Source organism: Psychrobacter sp. CX14 (assembly GCF_057396205.2).
This window is the reverse complement of sequence record NZ_CM183187.1, coordinates 2,037,445-2,063,129: the sequence shown is the minus strand read 5'-3', so window position 1 is coordinate 2,063,129 and position 25,685 is coordinate 2,037,445. Positions and strand designations below refer to the sequence as shown.

Genomic DNA, 25,685 nt, shown 5'->3' with positions numbered 1-25,685 from the left:
ATAATCATGAAGTGGGATGGCATCAGCGAATTTGTATACGTGGCAGAATACGAAAGCTTCACTCGTGCGGCAAAAGAGCTCGGCATCTCTATTGCACAAGTAAGCCGGCAAGTAGCTGCATTAGAAAAACGGCTCAATGTTAAACTGCTGTATCGCACTACTCGGAAGATATCTCTGACCGAAGAGGGCCGAATATTTTATGAGCATTGCCGAGCGGTATTAGATGGGCTAGATGTGGCCGAACAAGCGATCAATCGTTTGCACTCTAAGCCGCAAGGTAAGATTAAGCTGACGGCACCGGTGACCTATGGCGAGCAGCAATTATTGCCTCTCATTAATGATTTTATGGTGCAATACCCTGATATAGAGGTGACTGCTTTGTTGAGCAATCAAAAGGTCGACTTGGTAGAAGGTGGTTATGATTTAGCGATACGTATCGGTAAGTTAAGTGACTCGACACTAATGGCAAAAAAGCTTAGTCACCGTACTAATTATATCTGCGCTGCGCCGAGTTATATTGATCGCTATGGCGCACCGCAAAGCCTCAAAGAATTAGGTGGGCATAACTGTCTGCTCGGAAGTCTGGATTATTGGCATTTCAAAGAAGGTGATAAAGAGCGAAATATTCGGGTGAGTGGCAGTATTCGTTATAACAGCGGTTACAGTTTGGTTGATGCGGCACTCAAGGGACTGGGGATTGTGCAATTGCCTGATTATTATGTGCAAAAGTACTTAGAATCTGGAGAATTGGTTAGCCTGCTAGATAATTACCGAGAGTCCGAAGAGGGGATATGGGCAGTATATCCTTATAACAGGCAATTGTCTGCCAAAATTAAACTGTTGATACAGTATTTGCAGCAACATTTGTCAGTGCGTACTAGCCTGCCATAAAAACGCCCTTGTTCATTGGTGTAAACAAGAGCGGTCGGTTTATTAAAGCACATTATTTTAAGATAATCAGGCAGGATGATTTTTATTAATCATTCACCGGTTTGTTGGTAATAGTCACGCCACTGTCTGTGGTTTCTTTATTAATTAAGCTATCTAGACCACTGACATGAATACTGCGCTGCGGGAAGGGGATATCAATCTTATTGTTATCAAGTGCAATTTTGAACTCTTCTAATAGGTCACACTGCATTGCCCACCAGTCATCGTTTGAGGTCCAAACGTTGATGGTTAAATCAACCGAGTTATCACCGAGATTGGTCACACGAATCACAGGCTCTGGGTCAGTAAATGCCATTGGATTGGCTTTTGCTGTGGCTAGCAATACGTCTTTAGCGACTTTAAGGTCCGCATCATAACCGACACCAACAGTGATATCGACGCGGCGATTTGGTAGTGATGTATAGTTAATGATGGCTGATGTGCTGATGTCACTGTTAGGAATGACCACATCATGGTTATTGGTGGTGGTGATATGGGTGTTAATGAGGCTGATGTCTGTGACTGTACCGGTGTAGCTGCTAATTTGCACAAAATCTCCACGTATAAATGGGCGGAAGATAACGATTAAAATCCCAGCAGCAAAGTTAGACAACTGATCTTTTAGTGCCAGACCGACTGCTAACGCTGCACCACCTAAAATGGCCACAACCGAGGTGGTTTGCACGCCAACCTTACTCAATGCAGCCAAGATAACAATAATTAGCAATACGCCATATAATAAGCGTCCTAAAAAGCTAGATACTGTGTCATCTAAATGGCTACGCTGCATAACACGGTTAGCAATATTAACAATCTTGCCCGCAATCCAGCGACCAATCACAAAGATTAATATGGCCAGCGCTACTCTTACGACTAGATCTAAGGCGCTACCTGTTAGTGCAGCGACATCGACCGTAAAGCCTAAAAACTCCATATGTCTTCTCTCTCTATTAGGATAATTATGAAAATGGTTTAGTGATAATAAAAAAGGGACTAATACAATCTTAGCCCCTACATTTATAGATATCATAACATTGACACCTAAGCGTACCAAAATCCAAAACCCATTTGATACGCTCTTTATACGATAAGATGGTTAGCTCCAAATGAACTGATACCTTATTGCTTTAACGAGCCTAGAACAGCAATCAACCACTCCCAGAATTTCTCAACACTTTCAATATTAACCCGCTCATCAGGGGAGTGCGGCATTTCAATGGTCGGGCCAAACGAGACCATTTGCCACTGCGGATAGTTTTGACCTAATAAGCCGCATTCAAGGCCAGCATGAATAACGGTCACATTCGGCTCTTTGCCTAAAATCTTATGACCTTGTTGAATCACCGTATCAGTCAGTCCTAAGTTAGGCGCCGGTTTCCAGCCAGGATATTCCCCGTCTAATAGGACAGTCGCGCCAAAGCTTTCAAACAAGCGCTTCATTCTATCTGCCAAATCATCGCGCGCATCGTCATCTAGTGAACGCAGTAAATTTTGAATCTCTAAATGATTATCCTGCGTCTCAATACGTGCCAAGTTCACTGACGTTTCGACCACACCTTCGGTATCCATGCTCATTCTATCGACACCATTGGGGCACAAACGTAGGGCAGTTAGCAAGGTCTCTTGAGTCTCTGGTGTCCAAACTTGTTTAGGTAAATCAGCTACCTCAAGAGTAACGCTCATTGCGCGGTCTTCTTCTGGTAGACCACGACGAATAATATCAGCTTCTGCCATGATTTGTTCAGTTAATGCAGACGCGTCGGCATCACTGACGAAGATAGCCACAGCTTCACGCGGAATAGCATTACGTAGATTGCCGGCGTTAATAGAGGCGACCTGTAAATTATATGAGGCAGTATCAAGAAGTCTAGACACGATCAGCGCAGCATTACCACGCTGCTTGATGATATCGATACCTGAGTGTCCACCTTTAAGACCGCGGACAGACAAGGTGTATGCTTGTTTAGATGAAGTATCTTGCCAGTTAATTGGCAATCTAAACGTAGCGTCAACACCGCCGGCACAGCCAATACAAATATCCCCAAGCTCCTCGGTATCAAGGTTTAATAGTAAATCGCCTTGTAACCAGCCGCCTTGCAAACCTTTTGCACCGTCCATGCCCGTTTCTTCTGTGGCAGTAAATAAGGCTTCTAATGGACCATGAGCGATGTCGTCAGAAGCTAATATTGCTAACGCAGACGCTGCACCAATGCCATTATCAGCACCAAGAGTAGTCCCATTTGCGGTTACCCATTTAAAGTCTCTTTCTGGATCGATATAAGCCTGAATAGGATCGGTACTAAAGTTATGTTCGCTGTCATCGTTCTTTTGCGCTACCATATCTAAATGGTTTTGCAAAATAACGCCAGGTGCATTTTCCATGCCTTTGCTGGCAGGTTTACGTACTAGCACGTTGCCTACCGCATCACGCTCTGCCCAAAGTCCTAAACGGGCGGCCTCATCGAGTACATATTGCTGCACCGCTTCTTCTTCATAAGAGGGGCGTGGAATTTGAGTCAGTGCCTCGAAGTAGTACCAAACTTTTTGAGGGGCAAGCTGTGATAGGGTATTTGACATAATAAAATCCTAGGTTTGTGATAAGCGGTGATTGGTTAACCGGTTCTTATTTTGATATGTGTCTTCGATTAGATGATAAGCGCATCGAATCGAGTGTTAGCCACCGCTATCATAATTCATAGAAAAAGAGTGATTGAGTGAAAATAGTCATCGATTAAAAGAGGTCTATTTTAGGAGAGGTTTGGCGGGGTTTCAACGAAAAAAGGTTTGAAAGTGTATATATACCTTCAAACCTTTTGTCTGGTTATTTAAGCATTTAACGACTAAAGACTAATATAATCATACTCTATAAGCCATGAGCCATCTGGTTAAGTAGGCGCTTTTTACTTTTTACTCATCACCACCGAAGATATCTCGAGTATAGACTTTATCTAATACGTCTTCTAAGTCACTAGAGAGGCGGTTGGTGACAATCACATCGCTTAACCGTTTGAACTCTTCCAAATCGTTAATAACGCGAGATTTAAAGAATTCAGGCTCATCTAAGACCGGCTCATAAACAATAACCTCAATGCCTTTGGCCTTGATACGTTTCATGACTCCTTGAATCGCTGAGGCTCTAAAGTTATCCGATCCGCTTTTCATTACTAAGCGATAGATACCAACCACGCTAGGATTCATTGCCAAGATAGAGTCGGCGATAAAGTCTTTGCGTGTACGGTTGGAATCTACAATGGCTTTAATAAGATTGTTCGGAACTTGATTATAATTGGCCAATAATTGCTTGGTGTCTTTTGGCAAGCAGTAGCCGCCATAACCAAGAGACGGGTTATTATAATGGTCGCCAATACGCTCATCTAGACAGACGCCCTCGATAATCTGACGTGTATCTAAGCCAAAAGACTGGGCATAAGAGTCAAGCTCATTGAAGTAGGCAACACGCATGGCAAGGTAGGTGTTCGAGAATAGTTTAATGGCTTCAGCTTCAGTAGAGTCGGTAAACAGGACAGGGCAGTCCTTCTTAATCGCGCCCTCAATTAACATATCTGCAAATTGCTTAGCGCGATCTGATTGCTCACCAATCACGATACGAGATGGGTAGAGATTGTCATGTAGCGCTTTACCTTCACGCAAAAACTCAGGCGAGAAGACAATGTTTGGATTATTAAACTTCTCTCGTAGACTGACAGTAAAGCCCACAGGCACAGTTGATTTTATAATGATAACCGCATCAGGATTAATAGCCTTTGCTTGCTGAATCACTGACTCAACGCTTTGGGTATTGAAATAATTGGTTTTGGGATCATAATCTGTGGGCGTAGCAACAATAATAAAATCAGCATCGCTATAAGCCACATTAGCATCTGTTGTCGCTTGGAAGTTTAGGGTTCGATTAGAGAGAAACTCTGATATATCAGCGTCCACAATAGGCGATATCTTGTTATTCAGCATCCCAACTTTTTCTTCAATGATATCAAGAGCAACAACTTCATTATGCTGAGCAAGGATCATGGCGTTAGAGACACCCACGTAACCAATGCCTGCGACTGCGATTTTCATAAACATGCCCTATTTTTATCTTATTTATTATATTTTAACTGCCAACGCCAATGAACATCTAGTAATAGGAATGGATAGCGTAATGGCTGGCGAGTAATGATTATTTCATGATTTTATCGCTAAAATATGACAATAGCGAATAGCGTTTGTTGCAACGCAGGCTAGACACGTATTTTCTTGGATTTTATAAGGCTGCCTATTCAAGATAATAGCTATCAACGAGCATAGTTTGACGCATACGAAAATAGGCTTGGTATTACCAAGCCTATTTATTGTCAAAAATGAGAGTCGTGTCAGATTAATGAAAGCTTAATAGCATCTCTATGTCTCTAACCGTCACATTTTTGAATAACGCTTGCTCATCAACGGGCATACGATTCATATGCTCCTTAATCATCGGGTGTAAGCTGCGAGCAATATCGGTAGTGGATGAATAATATAAGTTAGGATCGGTTTTAATCAGCTTTTGCAAATACTGTTGCACCAAGCGTTTCTTTTTATCATTGTCTAATTCAGGGTTAGCGCTTTTATTTGGCATAAATTACTCCTAATGGTTACCTATAAGGTAGCTTATTCTAACTCAGCGACCAAGTCTTGCATCTCTTTAATTTCACGCTCTTGTGCCTCAATAATATCGTTTGCAAGTTTGCGGACTCTTGGGTCTTCAATATCGGCACGTGAACTGGTTAATATGGCGATAGAGTGGTGGGGAATCATCGCCTTCATCCAATCGACTTGGTTGACAGTTGCTTGCGAGCGGACGCCCCAAATACCTAATGCAAATAGCACCACGCTCAGGCCATAAATCAACAAATTTAGCTTGGTTTTTTTGTACATATTACTCATAAACGCCAGCATTAATATAGCCATACCTGCGCCCATATATAACGCCATATATGCACGGGTCTCACTAAAATAAACGTGATCCCAAGCATAGGTATTAAAATACATCATCACATACATCACCAAAGTTGAAGTAATAACCATCAATGTAAATTTTAAATATGGATTCATGCCATGATTACCCACGCTTGATTTGTCAGAATGAGGTGAGTGAGCAGTCTGTTGCGTTGATTGTGACATATATATCCTTAATTATTATGGTTATGAATATCTTGTATCGAAGATTAAGTATAGCGAGAGGTTCGCGCGTCATTTACCCAAGTTAAGTAAGTGTTATTAACGGAATGTTAATGAGGCTAGTATTATGCACTACCAATACATACACTAAGCTTATACATCTATACCAAAAACAAGACTTATACAACCTAGGAAAAACCATGATTATTGTTGAGTTAAATGAAGGGCGTGAGACGCTGCATGATATTGAAAGAATTTGCGAACATCTGATTGAACATGAAGACCTGTCTAAGGCGATGACTGAGCAGCAACATGATGACATTATGTATATCTTGCGACCCACGTTAGATGCGGACCAAAATGAGACAGAGAAACGCGCACATTGGCAGAGATTGTTAAATGAATTTGTTATAGAAACACTAGATGGCGATAAGCTGCGTTTTCATCGAGATGAAAAGTTCCAAAGACTTTATTTTGGTGATAAAGAAGGGTTTGAAACTATCGAAACCTTGGTTGAGAATGAGAATCCGATTACTGCAAGCAACAGTCGGTTCTAATTAGTAGGCATAAGTTTGTTATTTTAAAGTCATAAACTTATATAAAAAGCGACCAAAGGGTCGCTTTTTCATTGATAACATCACTGTACTAATAAAATGAACATGTGTTTAGTTTTGTTTCTATTTATTCGGTCTATGTAAGCCACCTAGTACAAGGGTTGATCTAAGATATTTTTAATAAATACAGTTATTTACGAATTATAATTTTTCTTCTTTTAATGTGTGTAACTATAGTTGATAGTTAAAATTTAACTTATAATATAGCTTGGATAAGGTAGAATTATATATAGTAATTAACCCCAAGATTACAATATATTTTATTAAAATATGTTTGGTTATTCTAAGGGTATTTCTAGCTCTTATTGGTTCCAGAAGTTGAATAAGAATTATATTAGATTTGTAATTAATATCCTTCTACTTTCTAATAATTAAAAATATATTCCTAAGATAGAGAGTATTTTATTTATTGTACAAATATTCAAATAGACTCCTTAAGGAACACCTTTCAAATTAACTATGTGCATTAACTTGAACTTGTACTAGTTATACCTATCTAGACTGCTAAAGAGCAATCCTATATTCAATTCATATAATTTCAAATTCAAATTTCCATTCTAAAATTAGGGCAAACTATGAAAACCATTATCGTTAAAGTAAATAATGCGACTCAAACAATCGCTGAGCACACTGTTGTTACTCAAGATGGCAAGCCAACTGTCATTAAGGCAGTTCAGAAAGTAAATTACGAGTTGTTCGATGAGGCTACAGGGCGTGCGCCGAATCATATTTTTACCAAACGGGTAGGTGATGACCTTCATGTCTCTATGGAGGATGAAGGCCAAGAAAGCGACCTAATCATCGAAGGGTTCTATGATTATTCCGAGAGTGCATTAATTGGGTTATCTGAAGATGGTCAATATTACTATTACGTTCCAGATTCAGGTGAAGTCATTGATTACGTCACTGAATTGCAAATTGGCGAAATCGAAGGTCAGGCCTTAGGTGGAGAGAGTCAGGTTACTCCATGGTGGGTAGGAGCTAGTGAGTCAGACTTTAATGCATTTCCTTGGTTAGTTGGTCTAGCTGGAGTAGGCATTGTTGGTGCTACTTTGGGAGGGAGTAGTAGTTCGAGTAATGATAATCACACCGATAATTCAAATGCAATTCAGAAAGCAACCGATCTGGTTGAAAAAGCTGAACAGGCCGAGCAAGCTGCCGAAGATGCGCTAAAAGATGCCAATGATGATGGCGTTATTACGCTTGAAGAAAATAAAAAGCTGGAAGAATTAAATCAAGCGGTTACCGATGCCAAAGATGAAGCACAGCAAGCGGTAGACAAGCTTCCAGAGAGTGATGAGAAAACCGAGCTTAACAATCGACTCGAACAGATTGATGGGATAGTTGTGCCTGCGGTTACCGATGCCAATGGTGACGGTGTTGACGATGCGGCAGCACAAGACGTACAAGACGCTATCGACAAGGCAAAAGATGCCGAACAAGCGGCGGAGCAGCAAAAAGACAATGCTGAACAAGATGGGGTGATTACTCCAGAAGAGCAAAAAGACATTATCGATGCTAACCAAGCTGTAGAAGATGCCAAAGCTGACGCGCAAGACAAGATCGATCAGTTGCCACCAAGCAGCACTAAAGAAGACTTTCAAGATCAGCTAGATCAAATTGGCGGCGTTGATGTGCCAGAAGTTAGCGATAGCAACGGCAACGGTATTGATGATGCGCTTGAGAACACAGCAACCGATCTGGTTGAAAAAGCTGAACAGGCCGAGCAAGCTGCCGAAGATGCGCTAAAAGATGCCAATGATGATGGCGTAATTAGCGATACTGAGCAACAGCAGTTAACCGACTTAAACCAAGCCGTTGCTGAGGCTAAAGCTGCCGCACAAGCAGTGGTTGATACGCTACCTGACAGTGATGTGAAATCAGGTTTGAACGAGCGTTTAGATCAGATTGACGGGATTACTGTGGCTGCGGTTACCGATGCCAATGGCGACGGTGTTGACGATGCGGCAGCACAAGACGTACAAGACGCTATCGACAAGGCAAAAGATGCCGAACAAGCGGCGGAGCAGCAAAAAGACAATGCTGAACAAGATGGGGTGATTACTCCAGAAGAGCAAAAAGACATTATCGATGCTAACCAAGCTGTAGAAGATGCCAAAGCTGACGCGCAAGACAAGATCGATCAGTTGCCACCAAGCAGCACTAAAGAAGACTTTCAAGATCAGCTAGATCAAATTGGCGGCGTTGATGTGCCAGAAGTTACTCCGCCTAGTAGGCCAACTGTTGATAGTATTACTAATATTGATACAGATGGCGATGGTGAACCAAACACTACAACCATTGAAGGCCAAGCTGAGCCTGATACTTTGATTAAAATTACTGATATCAATGGTGTTGTTATTGGTGAGACAACTACGGATACTAATGGTAACTATATAGTTACTGTTCCTGCGCTTGATAAAAATGAAAGAGTCGATGTCATATCAACTGATAAAGATAGCAATAAAACTTCTCAATCCACACCCGCAGTAGGTACGGGTGACACCATTGCACCAAATGCACCGACAGTGACTATTGGTAATGGTGATAACACTGTAACCACAGATGAGCTCGACTCAAATGGTGATGTCGAGGTGACCATTATTTTACCTGGTAATGTTCAGGTAGATGACATCTTAACTGTCAATGGTGACAGAGTTTTGGTTACTCAAGATATGCTTGATAATGGCTATGTGACAAGTGTCGCTAAACCTATTGATGGTGAGCAAGTTTCTGTTACTGCAAGTGTTACTGATAAAGCCGGTAATGTATCGGGTTCTGTTACCTCAATAGCCAAAATTGATATAAACAATACTCCATTATTAACGTTTGAGAACACCATTGGCAGCATCACAGAAGATGCAGCAGAGGTAGTTGCAGGCTTAGCAGTGACCAAAGCGGTTGCTTCTGATGAAGATGGCGACACCTTGAGCTATAGCCTAAATAACACTGATGGTTTCTATGAGATTGATGCCAGCAGTGGTGTTGTCACCTTAACTGACGCAGGTGCTGCTCATGTGAACGCCGGTAATGACTTACCAGCGGTTGATGTGACAGTAACTGATGACAGTGGTGCGGCGAATAACACAGCAAGCGGTAGTGAAACACTGCCTGCGACGACTGATGTCAATGATGCGCCAGTATTAACGATTGCAGATGTTGAAGCGCCAGTAGAAGATAGCGCCTCAGCAGGTCAGCTATTAACCACAGCGACAGCGACGGATGAAGATGGTGATGAAGTTACCTTTAGCATCACTGATGGCACAGATCCAAACGGCTACTATGCTATTGATGCAAATACCGGTAACGTAACCTTAACTGACGCGGGCGCTAATGCGGTGAATGCAGGTGAGAACTTACCTGACATACAAATCACTGCAACAGATGGCACTGCTGAAACCCAAGAGACAGCGACTGTTCCAGCGACCACACAGGTGAATGATGCACCGGTATTAACTATCGAGAATATCAACCCACTAACTGAAGATGCCAGTGAAACGGTAGCCGGTGCAGTTGTCGCAACATTTAGCACTGACGATCAAGACGGTGATAGCGTTAATGTTCAGGTCAGTGACACAGATAACTATGCGATAGACGGAAACACTGTAGTGTTAACTGCAGCGGGAGCTGAGTTATTAAATAGTGGTCAAGCATTACCAAGCTTTACGCTGACGCCAAATGACGGTACTGAAGATGGAGCTGCGGTAAACGTCACGCCAGAGTTTAGCTTTGTCAATGATGCGCCGACCATAAGCTTTAAGGACACGATAAGTGAGATTACAGAAGGCGATGCTGTCGCTGGACAAATCATCACCGATGCACAGGGACAAGTTGAAGATGGCGACACCCTAAGCTATAGCCTAAACAACACAGACGGCTTCTATGAAATAGATGCTGTTTCAGGAGTGGTACGTCTAACCGAAGCGGGTGCTGACCATGTCAATGCAGGTAATACCTTACCAGCGGTTGATGTGACTGTGACTGATGACAGTGGGGAAGCCAATAACACAGCCAATAATACTCAAGAGCTTCCAGCGACCACACAGGTGAATGATGCACCGGTACTAACGTTTGAGAACACCATTGGCAGCATCACAGAAGATGCAGCAGAGGTAGTTGCAGGCTTAGCAGTGACCAAAGCGGTTGCTTCTGATGAAGATGGCGACACCTTGAGCTATAGCCTAAATAACACTGATGGTTTCTATGAGATTGATGCCAGCAGTGGTGTTGTCACCTTAACTGACGCAGGTGCTGCTCATGTAAACGCCGGTAATGACTTACCAGCGGTTGATGTGACAGTAACTGATGACAGTGGTGCGGCGAATAACACAGCAAGCGGTAGTGAAACACTGCCTGCGACGACTGATGTCAATGATGCGCCAGTATTAACGATTGCAGATGTTGAAGCGCCAGTAGAAGATAGCGCCTCAGCAGGTCAGCTATTAACCACAGCGACAGCGACGGATGAAGATGGTGATGAAGTTACCTTTAGCATCACTGATGGCACAGATCCAAACGGCTACTATGCTATTGATGCAAATACCGGTAACGTAACCTTAACTGACGCGGGCGCTAATGCGGTGAATGCAGGTGAGAACTTACCTGACATACAAATCACTGCAACAGATGGCACTGCTGAAACCCAAGAGACAGCGACTGTTCCAGCGACCACACAGGTGAATGATGCACCGGTACTAACGTTTGAGAACACCATTGGCAGCATCACAGAAGATGCAGCAGAGGTAGTTGCAGGCTTAGCAGTGACCAAAGCGGTTGCTTCTGATGAAGATGGCGACACCTTGAGCTATAGCCTAAATAACACTGATGGTTTCTATGAGATTGATGCCAGCAGTGGTGTTGTCACCTTAACTGACGCGGGTGCTGCTCATGTGAACGCCGGTAATGACTTACCAGCGGTTGATGTGACAGTAACTGATGACAGTGGTGCGGCGAATAACACAGCAAGCGGTAGTGAAACACTGCCTGCGACGACTGATGTCAATGATGCGCCAGTATTAACGATTGCAGATGTTGAAGCGCCAGTAGAAGATAGCGCCTCAGCAGGTCAGCTATTAACCACAGCGACAGCCACAGATGAAGATGGTGATGAAGTTACCTTTAGCATCACTGATGGCACAGATCCAAACGGCTACTATGCTATTGATGCAAATACCGGTAACGTAACCTTAACTGACGCGGGCGCTAATGCGGTGAATGCAGGTGAGAACTTACCTGACATACAAATCACTGCAACAGATGGCACTGCTGAAACCCAAGAGACAGCGACTGTTCCAGCGACCACACAGGTGAATGATGCACCGGTATTAACTATCGAGAATATCAACCCACTAACTGAAGATGCCAGTGAAACGGTAGCCGGTGCAGTTGTCGCAACATTTAGCACTGACGATCAAGACGGTGATAGCGTTAATGTTCAGGTCAGTGACACAGATAACTATGCGATAGACGGAAACACTGTAGTGTTAACTGCAGCGGGAGCTGAGTTATTAAATAGTGGTCAAGCATTACCAAGCTTTACGCTGACGCCAAATGACGGTACTGAAGATGGAGCTGCGGTAAACGTCACGCCAGAGTTTAGCTTTGTCAATGATGCGCCGACCATAAGCTTTAAGGACACGATAAGTGAGATTACAGAAGGCGATGCTGTCGCTGGACAAATCATCACCGATGCACAGGGACAAGATGAAGATGGCGACACCCTAAGCTATAGCCTAAACAACACAGACGGCTTCTATGAAATAGATGCTGTTTCAGGAGTGGTACGTCTAACCGAAGCGGGTGCTGACCATGTCAATGCAGGTAATACCTTACCAGCGGTTGATGTGACTGTGACTGATGACAGTGGGGAAGCCAATAACACAGCCAATAATACTCAAGAGCTTCCAGCGACCACACAGGTGAATGATGCACCGGTACTAACGTTTGAGAACACCATTGGCAGCATCACAGAAGATGCAGCAGAGGTAGTTGCAGGCTTAGCAGTGACCAAAGCGGTTGCTTCTGATGAAGATGGCGACACCTTGAGCTATAGCCTAAATAACACTGATGGTTTCTATGAGATTGATGCCAGCAGTGGTGTTGTCACCTTAACTGACGCAGGTGCTGCTCATGTGAACGCCGGTAATGACTTACCAGCGGTTGATGTGACAGTAACTGATGACAGTGGTGCGACGAATAACACAGCAAGCGGTAGTGAAACACTGCCTGCGACGACTGATGTCAATGATGCGCCAGTATTAACGATTGCAGATGTTGAAGCGCCAGTAGAAGATAGCGCCTCAGCAGGTCAGCTATTAACCACAGCGACAGCCACAGATGAAGATGGTGATGAAGTTACCTTTAGCATCACTGATGGCACAGATCCAAACGGCTACTATGCTATTGATGCAAATACCGGTAACGTAACCTTAACTGACGCGGGCGCTAATGCGGTGAATGCAGGTGAGAACTTACCTGACATACAAATCACTGCAACAGATGGCACTGCTGAAACCCAAGAGACAGCGACTGTTCCAGCGACCACACAGGTGAATGATGCACCGGTATTAACTATCGAGAATATCAACCCACTAACTGAAGATGCCAGTGAAACGGTAGCCGGTGCAGTTGTCGCAACATTTAGCACTGACGATCAAGACGGTGATAGCGTTAATGTTCAGGTCAGTGACACAGATAACTATGCGATAGACGGAAACACTGTAGTGTTAACTGCAGCGGGAGCTGAGTTATTAAATAGTGGTCAAGCATTACCAAGCTTTACGCTGACGCCAAATGACGGTACTGAAGATGGAGCTGCGGTAAACGTCACGCCAGAGTTTAGCTTTGTCAATGATGCGCCGACCATAAGCTTTAAGGACACGATAAGTGAGATTACAGAAGGCGATGCTGTCGCTGGACAAATCATCACCGATGCACAGGGACAAGATGAAGATGGCGACACCCTAAGCTATAGCCTAAACAACACAGACGGCTTCTATGAAATAGATGCTGTTTCAGGAGTGGTACGTCTAACCGAAGCGGGTGCTGACCATGTCAATGCAGGTAATACCTTACCAGCGGTTGATGTGACTGTGACTGATGACAGTGGGGAAGCCAATAACACAGCCAATAATACTCAAGAGCTTCCAGCGACCACACAGGTGAATGATGCACCGGTACTAACGTTTGAGAACACCATTGGCAGCATCACAGAAGATGCAGCAGAGGTAGTTGCAGGCTTAGCAGTGACCAAAGCGGTTGCTTCTGATGAAGATGGCGACACCTTGAGCTATAGCCTAAATAACACTGATGGTTTCTATGAGATTGATGCCAGCAGTGGTGTTGTCACCTTAACTGACGCGGGTGCTGCTCATGTGAACGCCGGTAATGACTTACCAGCGGTTGATGTGACAGTAACTGATGACAGTGGTGCGGCGAATAACACAGCAAGCGGTAGTGAAACACTGCCTGCGACGACTGATGTCAATGATGCGCCAGTATTAACGATTGCAGATGTTGAAGCGCCAGTAGAAGATAGCGCCTCAGCAGGTCAGCTATTAACCACAGCGACAGCCACAGATGAAGATGGTGATGAAGTTACCTTTAGCATCACTGATGGCACAGATCCAAACGGCTACTATGCTATTGATGCAAATACCGGTAACGTAACCTTAACTGACGCGGGCGCTAATGCGGTGAATGCAGGTGAGAACTTACCTGACATACAAATCACTGCAACAGATGGCACTGCTGAAACCCAAGAGACAGCGACTGTTCCAGCGACCACACAGGTGAATGATGCACCGGTATTAACTATCGAGAATATCAACCCACTAACTGAAGATGCCAGTGAAACGGTAGCCGGTGCAGTTGTCGCAACATTTAGCACTGACGATCAAGACGGTGATAGCGTTAATGTTCAGGTCAGTGACACAGATAACTATGCGATAGACGGAAACACTGTAGTGTTAACTGCAGCGGGAGCTGAGTTATTAAATAGTGGTCAAGCATTACCAAGCTTTACGCTGACGCCAAATGACGGTACTGAAGATGGAGCTGCGGTAAACGTCACGCCAGAGTTTAGCTTTGTCAATGATGCGCCGACCATAAGCTTTAAGGACACGATAAGTGAGATTACAGAAGGCGATGCTGTCGCTGGACAAATCATCACCGATGCACAGGGACAAGATGAAGATGGCGACACCCTAAGCTATAGCCTAAACAACACAGACGGCTTCTATGAAATAGATGCTGTTTCAGGAGTGGTACGTCTAACCGAAGCGGGTGCTGACCATGTCAATGCAGGTAATACCTTACCAGCGGTTGATGTGACTGTGACTGATGACAGTGGGGAAGCCAATAACACAGCCAATAATACTCAAGAGCTTCCAGCGACCACACAGGTGAATGATGCACCGGTACTAACGTTTGAGAACACCATTGGCAGCATCACAGAAGATGCAGCAGAGGTAGTTGCAGGCTTAGCAGTGACCAAAGCGGTTGCTTCTGATGAAGATGGCGACACCTTGAGCTATAGCCTAAATAACACTGATGGTTTCTATGAGATTGATGCCAGCAGTGGTGTTGTCACCTTAACTGACGCAGGTGCTGCTCATGTGAACGCCGGTAATGACTTACCAGCGGTTGATGTGACAGTAACTGATGACAGTGGTGCGGCGAATAACACAGCAAGCGGTAGTGAAACACTGCCTGCGACGACTGATGTCAATGATGCGCCAGTATTAACGATTGCAGATGTTGAAGCGCCAGTAGAAGATAGCGCCTCAGCAGGTCAGCTATTAACCACAGCGACAGCGACGGATGAAGATGGTGATGAAGTTACCTTTAGCATCACTGATGGCACAGATCCAAACGGCTACTATGCTATTGATGCAAATACCGGTAACGTAACCTTAACTGACGCGGGCGCTAATGCGGTGAATGCAGGTGAGAACTTACCTGACATACAAATCACTGCAACAGATGGCACTGCTGAAACCCAAGAGACAGCGACTGTTCCAGCGACCACACAGGTGAATGATGCACCGGTATTAACTATCGAGAATATCAACCCACTAACTGAAGATGCCAGTGAAACGGTAGCCGGTGCAGTTGTCGCAACATTTAGCACTGACGATCAAGACGGTGATAGCGTTAATGTTCAGGTCAGTGACACAGATAACTATGCGATAGACGGAAACACTGTAGTGTTAACTGCAGCGGGAGCTGAGTTATTAAATAGTGGTCAAGCATTACCAAGCTTTACGCTGACGCCAAATGACGGTACTGAAGATGGAGCTGCGGTAAACGTCACGCCAGAGTTTAGCTTTGTCAATGATGCGCCGACCATAAGCTTTAAGGACACGATAAGTGAGATTACAGAAGGCGATGCTGTCGCTGGACAAATCATCACCGATGCACAGGGACAAGATGAAGATGGCGACACCCTAAGCTATAGCCTAAACAACACAGACGGCTTCTATGAAATAGATGCTGTTTCAGGAGTGGTACGTCTAACCGAAGCGGGTGCTGACCATGTCAATGCAGGTAATACCTTACCAGCGGTTGATGTGACTGTGACTGATGACAGTGGGGAAGCCAATAACACAGCCAATAATACTCAAGAGCTTCCAGCGACCACACAGGTGAATGATGCACCGGTACTAACGTTTGAGAACACCATTGGCAGCATCACAGAAGATGCAGCAGAGGTAGTTGCAGGCTTAGCAGTGACCAAAGCGGTTGCTTCTGATGAAGATGGCGACACCTTGAGCTATAGCCTAAATAACACTGATGGTTTCTATGAGATTGATGCCAGCAGTGGTGTTGTCACCTTAACTGACGCAGGTGCTGCTCATGTGAACGCCGGTAATGACTTACCAGCGGTTGATGTGACAGTAACTGATGACAGTGGTGCGGCGAATAACACAGCAAGCGGTAGTGAAACACTGCCTGCGACGACTGATGTCAATGATGCGCCAGTATTAACGATTGCAGATGTTGAAGCGCCAGTAGAAGATAGCGCCTCAGCAGGTCAGCTATTAACCACAGCGACAGCGACGGATGAAGATGGTGATGAAGTTACCTTTAGCATCACTGATGGCACAGATCCAAACGGCTACTATGCTATTGATGCAAATACCGGTAACGTAACCTTAACTGACGCGGGCGCTAATGCGGTGAATGCAGGTGAGAACTTACCTGACATACAAATCACTGCAACAGATGGCACTGCTGAAACCCAAGAGACAGCGACTGTTCCAGCGACCACACAGGTGAATGATGCACCGGTATTAACTATCGAGAATATCAACCCACTAACTGAAGATGCCAGTGAAACGGTAGCCGGTGCAGTTGTCGCAACATTTAGCACTGACGATCAAGACGGTGATAGCGTTAATGTTCAGGTCAGTGACACAGATAACTATGCGATAGACGGAAACACTGTAGTGTTAACTGCAGCGGGAGCTGAGTTATTAAATAGTGGTCAAGCATTACCAAGCTTTACGCTGACGCCAAATGACGGTACTGAAGATGGAGCTGCGGTAAACGTCACGCCAGAGTTTAGCTTTGTCAATGATGCGCCGACCATAAGCTTTAAGGACACCATTACTGATATTACAGAAGACACAGCTATCGCTGGACAAATCATCACCGATGCCGATGGAGAAGATGAAGATGGCGATACCCTAAGCTACAGTTTAAACAACAACACAGACGGCTATTATGAAATAGATGCCGTGTCAGGAGTGGTACGTCTAACCGAAGCGGGTGCTGACTATGTCAATGCAGGTAATAATTTACCAGCGGTTGATGTGACTGTGACTGATGACAGTGGGGAAGCCAATAACACAGCCAATAATACTCAAGAGCTTCCAGCGACCACACAGGTGAATGATGCACCGGTACTAACGTTTGAGAACACCATTGGCAGCATCACAGAAGATGCAGCAGAGGTAGTTGCAGGCTTAGCAGTGACCAAAGCGGTTGCTTCTGATGAAGATGGCGACACCTTGAGCTATAGCCTAAATAACACTGATGGTTTCTATGAGATTGATGCCAGCAGTGGTGTTGTCACCTTAACTGACGCAGGTGCTGCTCATGTAAACGCAGGTAATGACTTACCAGCGGTTGATGTGACAGTAACTGATGACAGTGGTGCGGCGAATAACACAGCAAGCGGTAGTGAAACACTGCCTGCGACGACTGATGTCAATGATGCGCCAGTATTAACGATTGCAGATGTTGAAGCGCCAGTAGAAGATAGCGCCTCAGCAGGTCAGCTATTAACCACAGCGACAGCGACGGATGAAGATGGTGATGAAGTTACCTTTAGCATCACTGATGGCACAGATCCAAACGGCTACTATGCTATTGATGCAAATACCGGTAACGTAACCTTAACTGACGCGGGCGCTAATGCGGTGAATGCAGGTGAGAACTTACCTGACATACAAATCACTGCAACAGATGGCACTGCTGAAACCGAAGGGACAGTGATTGTTCCAGCGACCACACAGGTGAATGATGCACCGGTATTAACTATCGAGAATATCAACCCACTAACTGAAGATGCCAGTGAAACGGTAGCCGGTGCAGTTGTCGCAACATTTAGCACTGACGATCAAGACGGTGATAGCGTTAATGTTCAGGTCAGTGACACAGATAACTATGCGATAGACGGAAACACCGTAGTGTTAACGACAGCGGGAGCTGAGTTATTAAATAGTGGTCAAGCATTACCAAGCTTTACGCTGACGCCAAATGACGGCACTGAAGATGGGGCTGCGGTAAACGTCACGCCAGAGTTTAGCTTTGTCAATGATGCGCCGACCATAAGCTTTAAAGACACCATTACTGATATTACAGAAGACACAGCTATCGCTGGACAAATCATCACCGATGCCGATGGAGAAGATGAAGATGGCGATACGCTAAGCTACAGTTTAAACAACAACACAGACGGCTATTATGAAATAGATGCCGTGTCAGGAGTGGTACGTCTAACCGAAGCGGGTGCTGACTATGTCAATGCAGGTAATAATTTACCAGCGGTTGAGGTGACAGTGACTGATGACAGTGGTGCGTCAGCGACAGGCACACAAGCTGTTCCAGCGACCACACAGGTGAATGATGCACCGGTGTTAACGTTTGAGAACACCATTGACAGCATTACAGAAGATGCAGCAGAGGTAGTTGCAGGCTTAGCAGTGACCAAAGCGGCTGCTTCTGATGAAGATAGCGACACCTTGAGCTATAAACTTAATAACACTGATGGTTTCTATGAGATTGATGCCAGCAGTGGTGTTGTCACCTTAACTGACGCGGGTGCTGCTCATGTGAACGCCGGTAATGACTTACCAGCGGTTGATGTGACAGTAACTGATGACAGTGGTGCGGCGAATAACACAGCAAGCGGTAGTGAAACACTGCCTGCGACGACTGATGTCAATGATGCGCCAGTATTAACGATTGCAGATGTTGAAGCGCCAGTAGAAGATAGCGCCTCAGCAGGTCAGCTATTAACCACAGCGACAGCGACGGATGAAGATGGTGATGAAGTTACCTTTAGCATCACTGATGGCACAGATCCAAACGGCTACTATGCTATTGATGCAAATACCGGTAACGTAACCTTAACCGAAGCGGGCGCTAATGCGGTGAATGCAGGTGAGAACTTACCTGACATACAAATCACTGCAACAGATGGCACTGCTGAAACCGAAGGGACAGCGACTGTTCCAGCGACCACACAGGTGAATGATGCACCGGTGTTAACTATCGAGAATATCAACCCACTAACTGAAGATGCCAGTGAAACGGTAGCCGGTGCAGTTGTCGCAACATTTAGCACTGACGATCAAGACGGTGATAGCGTTAATGTTCAGGTCAGTGACACAGATAACTATGCGATAGACGGAAACACCGTAGTGTTAACGACAGCGGGAGCTGAGTTATTAAATAGTGGTCAAGCATTACCAAGCTTTACGCTGACGCCAAATGACGGCACTGAAGATGGGGCTGCGGTAAACGTCACGCCAGAGTTTAGCTTTGTCAATGATGCGCCGACCATAAGCTTTAAAGACACCATTACTGATATTACAGAAGACACAGCTATCGCTGGACAAATCATCACCGATGCCGATGGAGAAGATGAAGATGGCGACACCCTAAGCTACAGTTTAAACAACAACACAGACGGCTATTATGAAATAGATGCCGTGTCAGGAGTGGTACGTCTAACCGAAGCGGGTGCTGACTATGTCAATGCAGGTAATAATTTACCAGCGGTTGAGGTGACAGTGACTGATGACAGTGGTGCGTCAGCGACAGGCACACAAGCTGTTCCAGCGACCACACAGGTGAATGATGCACCGGTGTTAACGTTTGAGAACACCATTGACAGCATTACAGAAGATGCAGCAGAGGTAGTTGCAGGCTTAGCAGTGACCAAAGCGGCTGCTTCTGATGAAGATAGCGACACCTTGAGCTATAAACTTAATAACACTGATGGTTTCTATGAGATTGATGCCAGCAGTGGTGTTGTCACCTTAACTGACGCGGGTGCTGCTCATGTGAACGCCGGTAATGACTTACCAGCGGTTGATGTGACAGTAACTGATGACAGTGGTGCGGCGAATAACACAGCAAGCGGTAGTGAAACACTGCCTGCGACGACTGATGTCAATGATGCGCCAGTATTAACGATTGCAGATGTTGAAGCGCCAGTAGAAGATAGCGCCTCAGCAGGTCAGCTATTAACCACAGCGACAGCCACAGATGAAGATGGTGATGAAGTTACCTTTAGCATCACTGATGGCACAGATCCAAACGGCTACTATGCTATTGATGCAAATACCGGTAACGTAACCTTAACCGAAGCGGGCGCTAATGCGGTGAATGCAGGTGAGAACTTACCTGACATACAAATCACTGCAACAGATGGCACTGCTGAAACCGAAGGGACAGCGACTGTTCCAGCGACCACACAGGTGAATGATGCACCGGTACTAACGTTTGAGAACACCATTGACAGCATTACAGAAGATGCAGCAGAGGTAGTTGCAGGCTTAGCAGTGACCAAAGCGGCTGCTTCTGATGAAGATGGCGACACCTTGAGCTATAAACTTAATAACACTGATGGTTTCTATGAGATTGATGCCAGCAGTGGTGTTGTCACCTTAACTGACGCGGGTGCTGCTCATGTGAACGCCGGTAATGACTTACCAGCGGTTGATGTGACAGTAACTGATGACAGTGGTGCGGCGAATAACACAGCAAGCGGTAGTGAAACACTGCCTGCGACGACTGATGTCAATGATGCGCCAGTATTAACGATTGCAGATGTTGAAGCGCCAGTAGAAGATAGCGCCTCAGCAGGTCAGCTATTAACCACAGCGACAGCGACGGATGAAGATGGTGATGAAGTTACCTTTAGCATCACTGATGGCACAGATCCAAACGGCTACTATGCTATTGATGCAAATACCGGTAACGTAACCTTAACCGAAGCGGGCGCTAATGCGGTGAATGCAGGTGAGAACTTACCTGACATACAAATCACTGCAACAGATGGCACTGCTGAAACCGAAGGGACAGCGACTGTTCCAGCGACCACACAGGTGAATGATGCACCGGTACTAACGTTTGAGAACACCATTGGCAGCATCACAGAAGATGCAGCAGAGGTAGTTGCAGGCTTAGCAGTGACCAAAGCGGTTGCTTCTGATGAAGATGGCGACACCTTGAGCTATAGCCTAAATAACACTGATGGTTTCTATGAGATTGATGCCAGCAGTGGTGTTGTCACCTTAACTGACGCGGGTGCTGCTCATGTGAACGCCGGTAATGACTTACCAGCGGTTGATGTGACAGTAACTGATGACAGTGGTGCGGCGAATAACACAGCAAGCGGTAGTGAAACACTGCCTGCGACGACTGATGTCAATGATGCGCCAGTATTAACGATTGCAGATGTTGAAGCGCCAGTAGAAGATAGCGCCTCAGCAGGTCAGCTATTAACCACAGCGACAGCCACAGATGAAGATGGTGATGAAGTTACCTTTAGCATCACTGATGGCACAGATCCAAACGGCTACTATGCTATTGATGCAAATACCGGTAACGTAACCTTAACTGACGCGGGCGCTAATGCGGTGAATGCAGGTGAGAACTTACCTGACATACAAATCACTGCAACAGATGGCACTGCTGAAACCGAAGGGACAGTGATTGTTCCAGCGACCACACAGGTGAATGATGCACCGGTATTAACTATCGAGAATATCAACCCACTAACTGAAGATGCCAGTGAAACGGTAGCCGGTGCAGTTGTCGCAACATTTAGCACTGACGATCAAGACGGTGATAGCGTTAATGTTCAGGTCAGTGACACAGATAACTATGCGATAGACGGAAACACCGTAGTGTTAACGACAGCGGGAGCTGAGTTATTAAATAGTGGTCAAGCATTACCAAGCTTTACGCTGACGCCAAATGACGGCACTGAAGATGGGGCTGCGGTAAACGTCACGCCAGAGTTTAGCTTTGTCAATGATGCGCCGACCATAAGCTTTAAAGACACCATTACTGATATTACAGAAGACACAGCTATCGCTGGACAAATCATCACCGATGCCGATGGAGAAGATGAAGATGGCGATACCCTAAGCTACAGTTTAAACAACAACACAGACGGCTATTATGAAATAGATGCCGTGTCAGGAGTGGTACGTCTAACCGAAGCGGGTGCTGACTATGTCAATGCAGGTAATAATTTACCAGCGGTTGAGGTGACAGTGACTGATGACAGTGGTGCGTCAGCGACAGGCACACAAGCTGTTCCAGCGACCACACAGGTGAATGATGCACCGGTGTTAACGTTTGAGAACACCATTGACAGCATTACAGAAGATGCAGCAGAGGTAGTTGCAGGCTTAGCAGTGACCAAAGCGGCTGCTTCTGATGAAGATAGCGACACCTTGAGCTATAAACTTAATAACACTGATGGTTTCTATGAGATTGATGCCAGCAGTGGTGTTGTCACCTTAACTGACGCGGGTGCTGCTCATGTGAACGCCGGTAATGACTTACCAGCGGTTGATGTGACAGTAACTGATGACAGTGGTGCGGCGAATAACACAGCAAGCGGTAGTGAAACACTGCCTGCGACGACTGATGTCAATGATGCGCCAGTATTAACGATTGCAGATGTTGAAGCGCCAGTAGAAGATAGCGCCTCAGCAGGTCAGCTATTAACCACAGCGACAGCGACGGATGAAGATGGTGATGAAGTTACCTTTAGCATCACTGATGGCACAGATCCAAACGGCTACTATGCTATTGATGCAAATACCGGTAACGTAACCTTAACCGAAGCGGGCGCTAATGCGGTGAATGCAGGTGAGAACTTACCTGACATACAAATCACTGCAACAGATGGCACTGCTGAAACCGAAGGGACAGCGACTGTTCCAGCGACCACACAGGTGAATGATGCACCGGTGTTAACTATCGAGAATATCAACCCACTAACTGAAGATGCCAGTGAAACGGTAGCCGGTGCAGTTGTCGCAACATTTAGCACTGACGATCAAGACGGTGATAGCGTTAATGTTCAGGTCAGTGACACAGATAACTATGCGATAGACGGAAACACCGTAGTGTTAACGACAGCGGGAGCTGAGTTATTAAATAGTGGTCAAGCATTACCAAGCTTTACGCTGACGCCAAATGACGGCACTGAAGATGGGGCTGCGGTAAACGTCACGCCAGAGTTTAGCTTTGTCAATGATGCGCCGACCATAAGCTTTAAAGACACCATTACTGATATTACAGAAGACACAGCTATCGCTGGACAAATCATCACCGATGCCGATGGAGAAGATGAAGATGGCGATACGCTAAGCTACAGTTTAAACAACAACACAGACGGCTATTATGAAATAGATGCCGTGTCAGGAGTGGTACGTCTAACCGAAGCGGGTGCTGACTATGTCAATGCAGGTAATAATTTACCAGCGGTTGAGGTGACAGTGACTGATGACAGTGGTGCGTCAGCGACAGGCACACAAGCTGTTCCAGCGACCACACAGGTGAATGATGCACCGGTGTTAACGTTTGAGAACACCATTGACAGCATTACAGAAGATGCAGCAGAGGTAGTTGCAGGCTTAGCAGTGACCAAAGCGGCTGCTTCTGATGAAGATAGCGACACCTTGAGCTATAAACTTAATAACACTGATGGTTTCTATGAGATTGATGCCAGCAGTGGTGTTGTCACCTTAACTGACGCGGGTGCTGCTCATGTGAACGCCGGTAATGACTTACCAGCGGTTGATGTGACAGTAACTGATGACAGTGGTGCGGCGAATAACACAGCAAGCGGTAGTGAAACACTGCCTGCGACGACGGATGTCAATGATGCGCCAGTATTAACGATTGCAGATGTTGAAGCGCCAGTAGAAGATAGCGCCTCAGCAGGTCAGCTATTAACCACAGCGACAGCGACGGATGAAGATGGTGATGAAGTTACCTTTAGCATCACTGATGGCACAGATCCAAACGGCTACTATGCTATTGATGCAAATACCGGTAACGTAACCTTAACCGAAGCGGGCGCTAATGCGGTGAATGCAGGTGAGAACTTACCTGACATACAAATCACTGCAACAGATGGCACTGCTGAAACCGAAGGGACAGCGACTGTTCCAGCGACCACACAGGTGAATGATGCACCGGTACTAACGTTTGAGAACACCATTGACAGCATTACAGAAGATGCAGCAGAGGTAGTTGCAGGCTTAGCAGTGACCAAAGCGGCTGCTTCTGATGAAGATGGCGACACCTTGAGCTATAAACTTAATAACACTGATGGTTTCTATGAGATTGATGCCAGCAGTGGTGTTGTCACCTTAACTGACGCGGGTGCTGCTCATGTGAACGCCGGTAATGACTTACCAGCGGTTGATGTGACAGTAACTGATGACAGTGGTGCGGCGAATAACACAGCAAGCGGTAGTGAAACACTGCCTGCGACGACTGATGTCAATGATGCGCCAGTATTAACGATTGCAGATGTTGAAGCGCCAGTAGAAGATAGCGCCTCAGCAGGTCAGCTATTAACCACAGCGACAGCGACGGATGAAGATGGTGATGAAGTTACCTTTAGCATCACTGATGGCACAGATCCAAACGGCTACTATGCTATTGATGCAAATACCGGTAACGTAACCTTAACCGAAGCGGGCGCTAATGCGGTGAATGCAGGTGAGAACTTACCTGACATACAAATCACTGCAACAGATGGCACTGCTGAAACCGAAGGGACAGCGACTGTTCCAGCGACCACACAGGTGAATGATGCACCGGTACTAACGTTTGAGAACACCATTGGCAGCATCACAGAAGATGCAGCAGAGGTAGTTGCAGGCTTAGCAGTGACCAAAGCGGTTGCTTCTGATGAAGATGGCGACACCTTGAGCTATAGCCTAAATAACACTGATGGTTTCTATGAGATTGATGCCAGCAGTGGTGTTGTCACCTTAACTGACGCAGGTGCTGCTCATGTAAACGCAGGTAATGACTTACCAGCGGTTGATGTGACAGTAACTGATGACAGTGGTGCGGCGAATAACACAGCAAGCGGTAGTGAAACACTGCCTGCGACGACTGATGTCAATGATGCGCCAGTATTAACGATTGCAGATGTTGAAGCGCCAGTAGAAGATAGCGCCTCAGCAGGTCAGCTATTAACCACAGCGACAGCGACGGATGAAGATGGTGATGAAGTTACCTTTAGCATCACTGATGGCACAGATCCAAACGGCTACTATGCTATTGATGCAAATACCGGTAACGTAACCTTAACTGACGCGGGCGCTAATGCGGTGAATGCAGGTGAGAACTTACCTGACATACAAATCACTGCAACAGATGGCACTGCTGAAACCCAAGAGACAGCGACTGTTCCAGCGACCACACAGG

Annotated in this window: 8 protein-coding genes (1 of these 8 running past the window's edge); 3 read left to right on the top strand and 5 right to left on the bottom strand. The window is 45.6% G+C overall.

Annotated features, from left to right (window positions below; translation table 11 throughout):
• The first annotated feature begins 6 nt into the window (after positions 1-6).
• On the top strand, positions 7-891 hold the full coding sequence (locus AC2SLO_RS08165; RefSeq protein ID WP_486543687.1) for a LysR family transcriptional regulator: 885 nt from the start codon (positions 7-9) through the stop codon (positions 889-891).
• 85 nt (positions 892-976) lie between these two features.
• On the opposite strand, the gene AC2SLO_RS08160 is transcribed toward AC2SLO_RS08165, so the two are convergent.
• The 5 genes from AC2SLO_RS08160 to AC2SLO_RS08140 form a co-directional block, all read right to left on the bottom strand.
• Positions 977-1,864 carry a mechanosensitive ion channel family protein gene (locus AC2SLO_RS08160; protein ID WP_486543686.1) on the bottom strand — a complete coding sequence of 296 codons (888 nt, stop codon included), beginning with the start codon at positions 1,862-1,864 and terminating at the stop codon, positions 977-979.
• Positions 1,865-2,049: 185 nt separating this feature from the next.
• Positions 2,050-3,507: an aminoacyl-histidine dipeptidase gene (locus AC2SLO_RS08155; protein WP_486543685.1), complete on the bottom strand. Its 1,458-nt coding sequence runs from the start codon at positions 3,505-3,507 to the stop codon at positions 2,050-2,052.
• A gap of 330 nt (positions 3,508-3,837) precedes the next feature.
• Positions 3,838-5,007 (bottom strand): nucleotide sugar dehydrogenase, encoded by a 1,170-nt coding sequence (locus tag AC2SLO_RS08150; protein WP_486543684.1) that lies wholly within the window; start codon positions 5,005-5,007, stop codon positions 3,838-3,840.
• Positions 5,008-5,305: 298 nt separating this feature from the next.
• Entirely contained in the window at positions 5,306-5,545 is a 240-nt protein-coding gene (locus AC2SLO_RS08145; protein ID WP_486543683.1) for a hypothetical protein, read from the bottom strand.
• Positions 5,546-5,577: 32 nt separating this feature from the next.
• Entirely contained in the window at positions 5,578-6,090 is a 513-nt protein-coding gene (locus AC2SLO_RS08140; protein ID WP_486543682.1) for a DUF305 domain-containing protein, read from the bottom strand.
• A gap of 197 nt (positions 6,091-6,287) precedes the next feature.
• Between AC2SLO_RS08140 and AC2SLO_RS08135 the strand changes: the two genes are divergently transcribed.
• On the top strand, positions 6,288-6,644 hold the full coding sequence (locus AC2SLO_RS08135) for a hypothetical protein (protein ID WP_486543681.1): 357 nt from the start codon (positions 6,288-6,290) through the stop codon (positions 6,642-6,644).
• A gap of 632 nt (positions 6,645-7,276) precedes the next feature.
• Positions 7,277-25,685, top strand: partial view of a GA-like domain-containing protein gene (locus AC2SLO_RS08130; RefSeq protein WP_495637064.1) — the 5' portion only. Its footprint extends 14,132 nt past the window's final position; only the first 18,409 of its 32,541 coding nucleotides appear in the window; its start codon is at positions 7,277-7,279; its stop codon lies beyond the right edge, outside the window.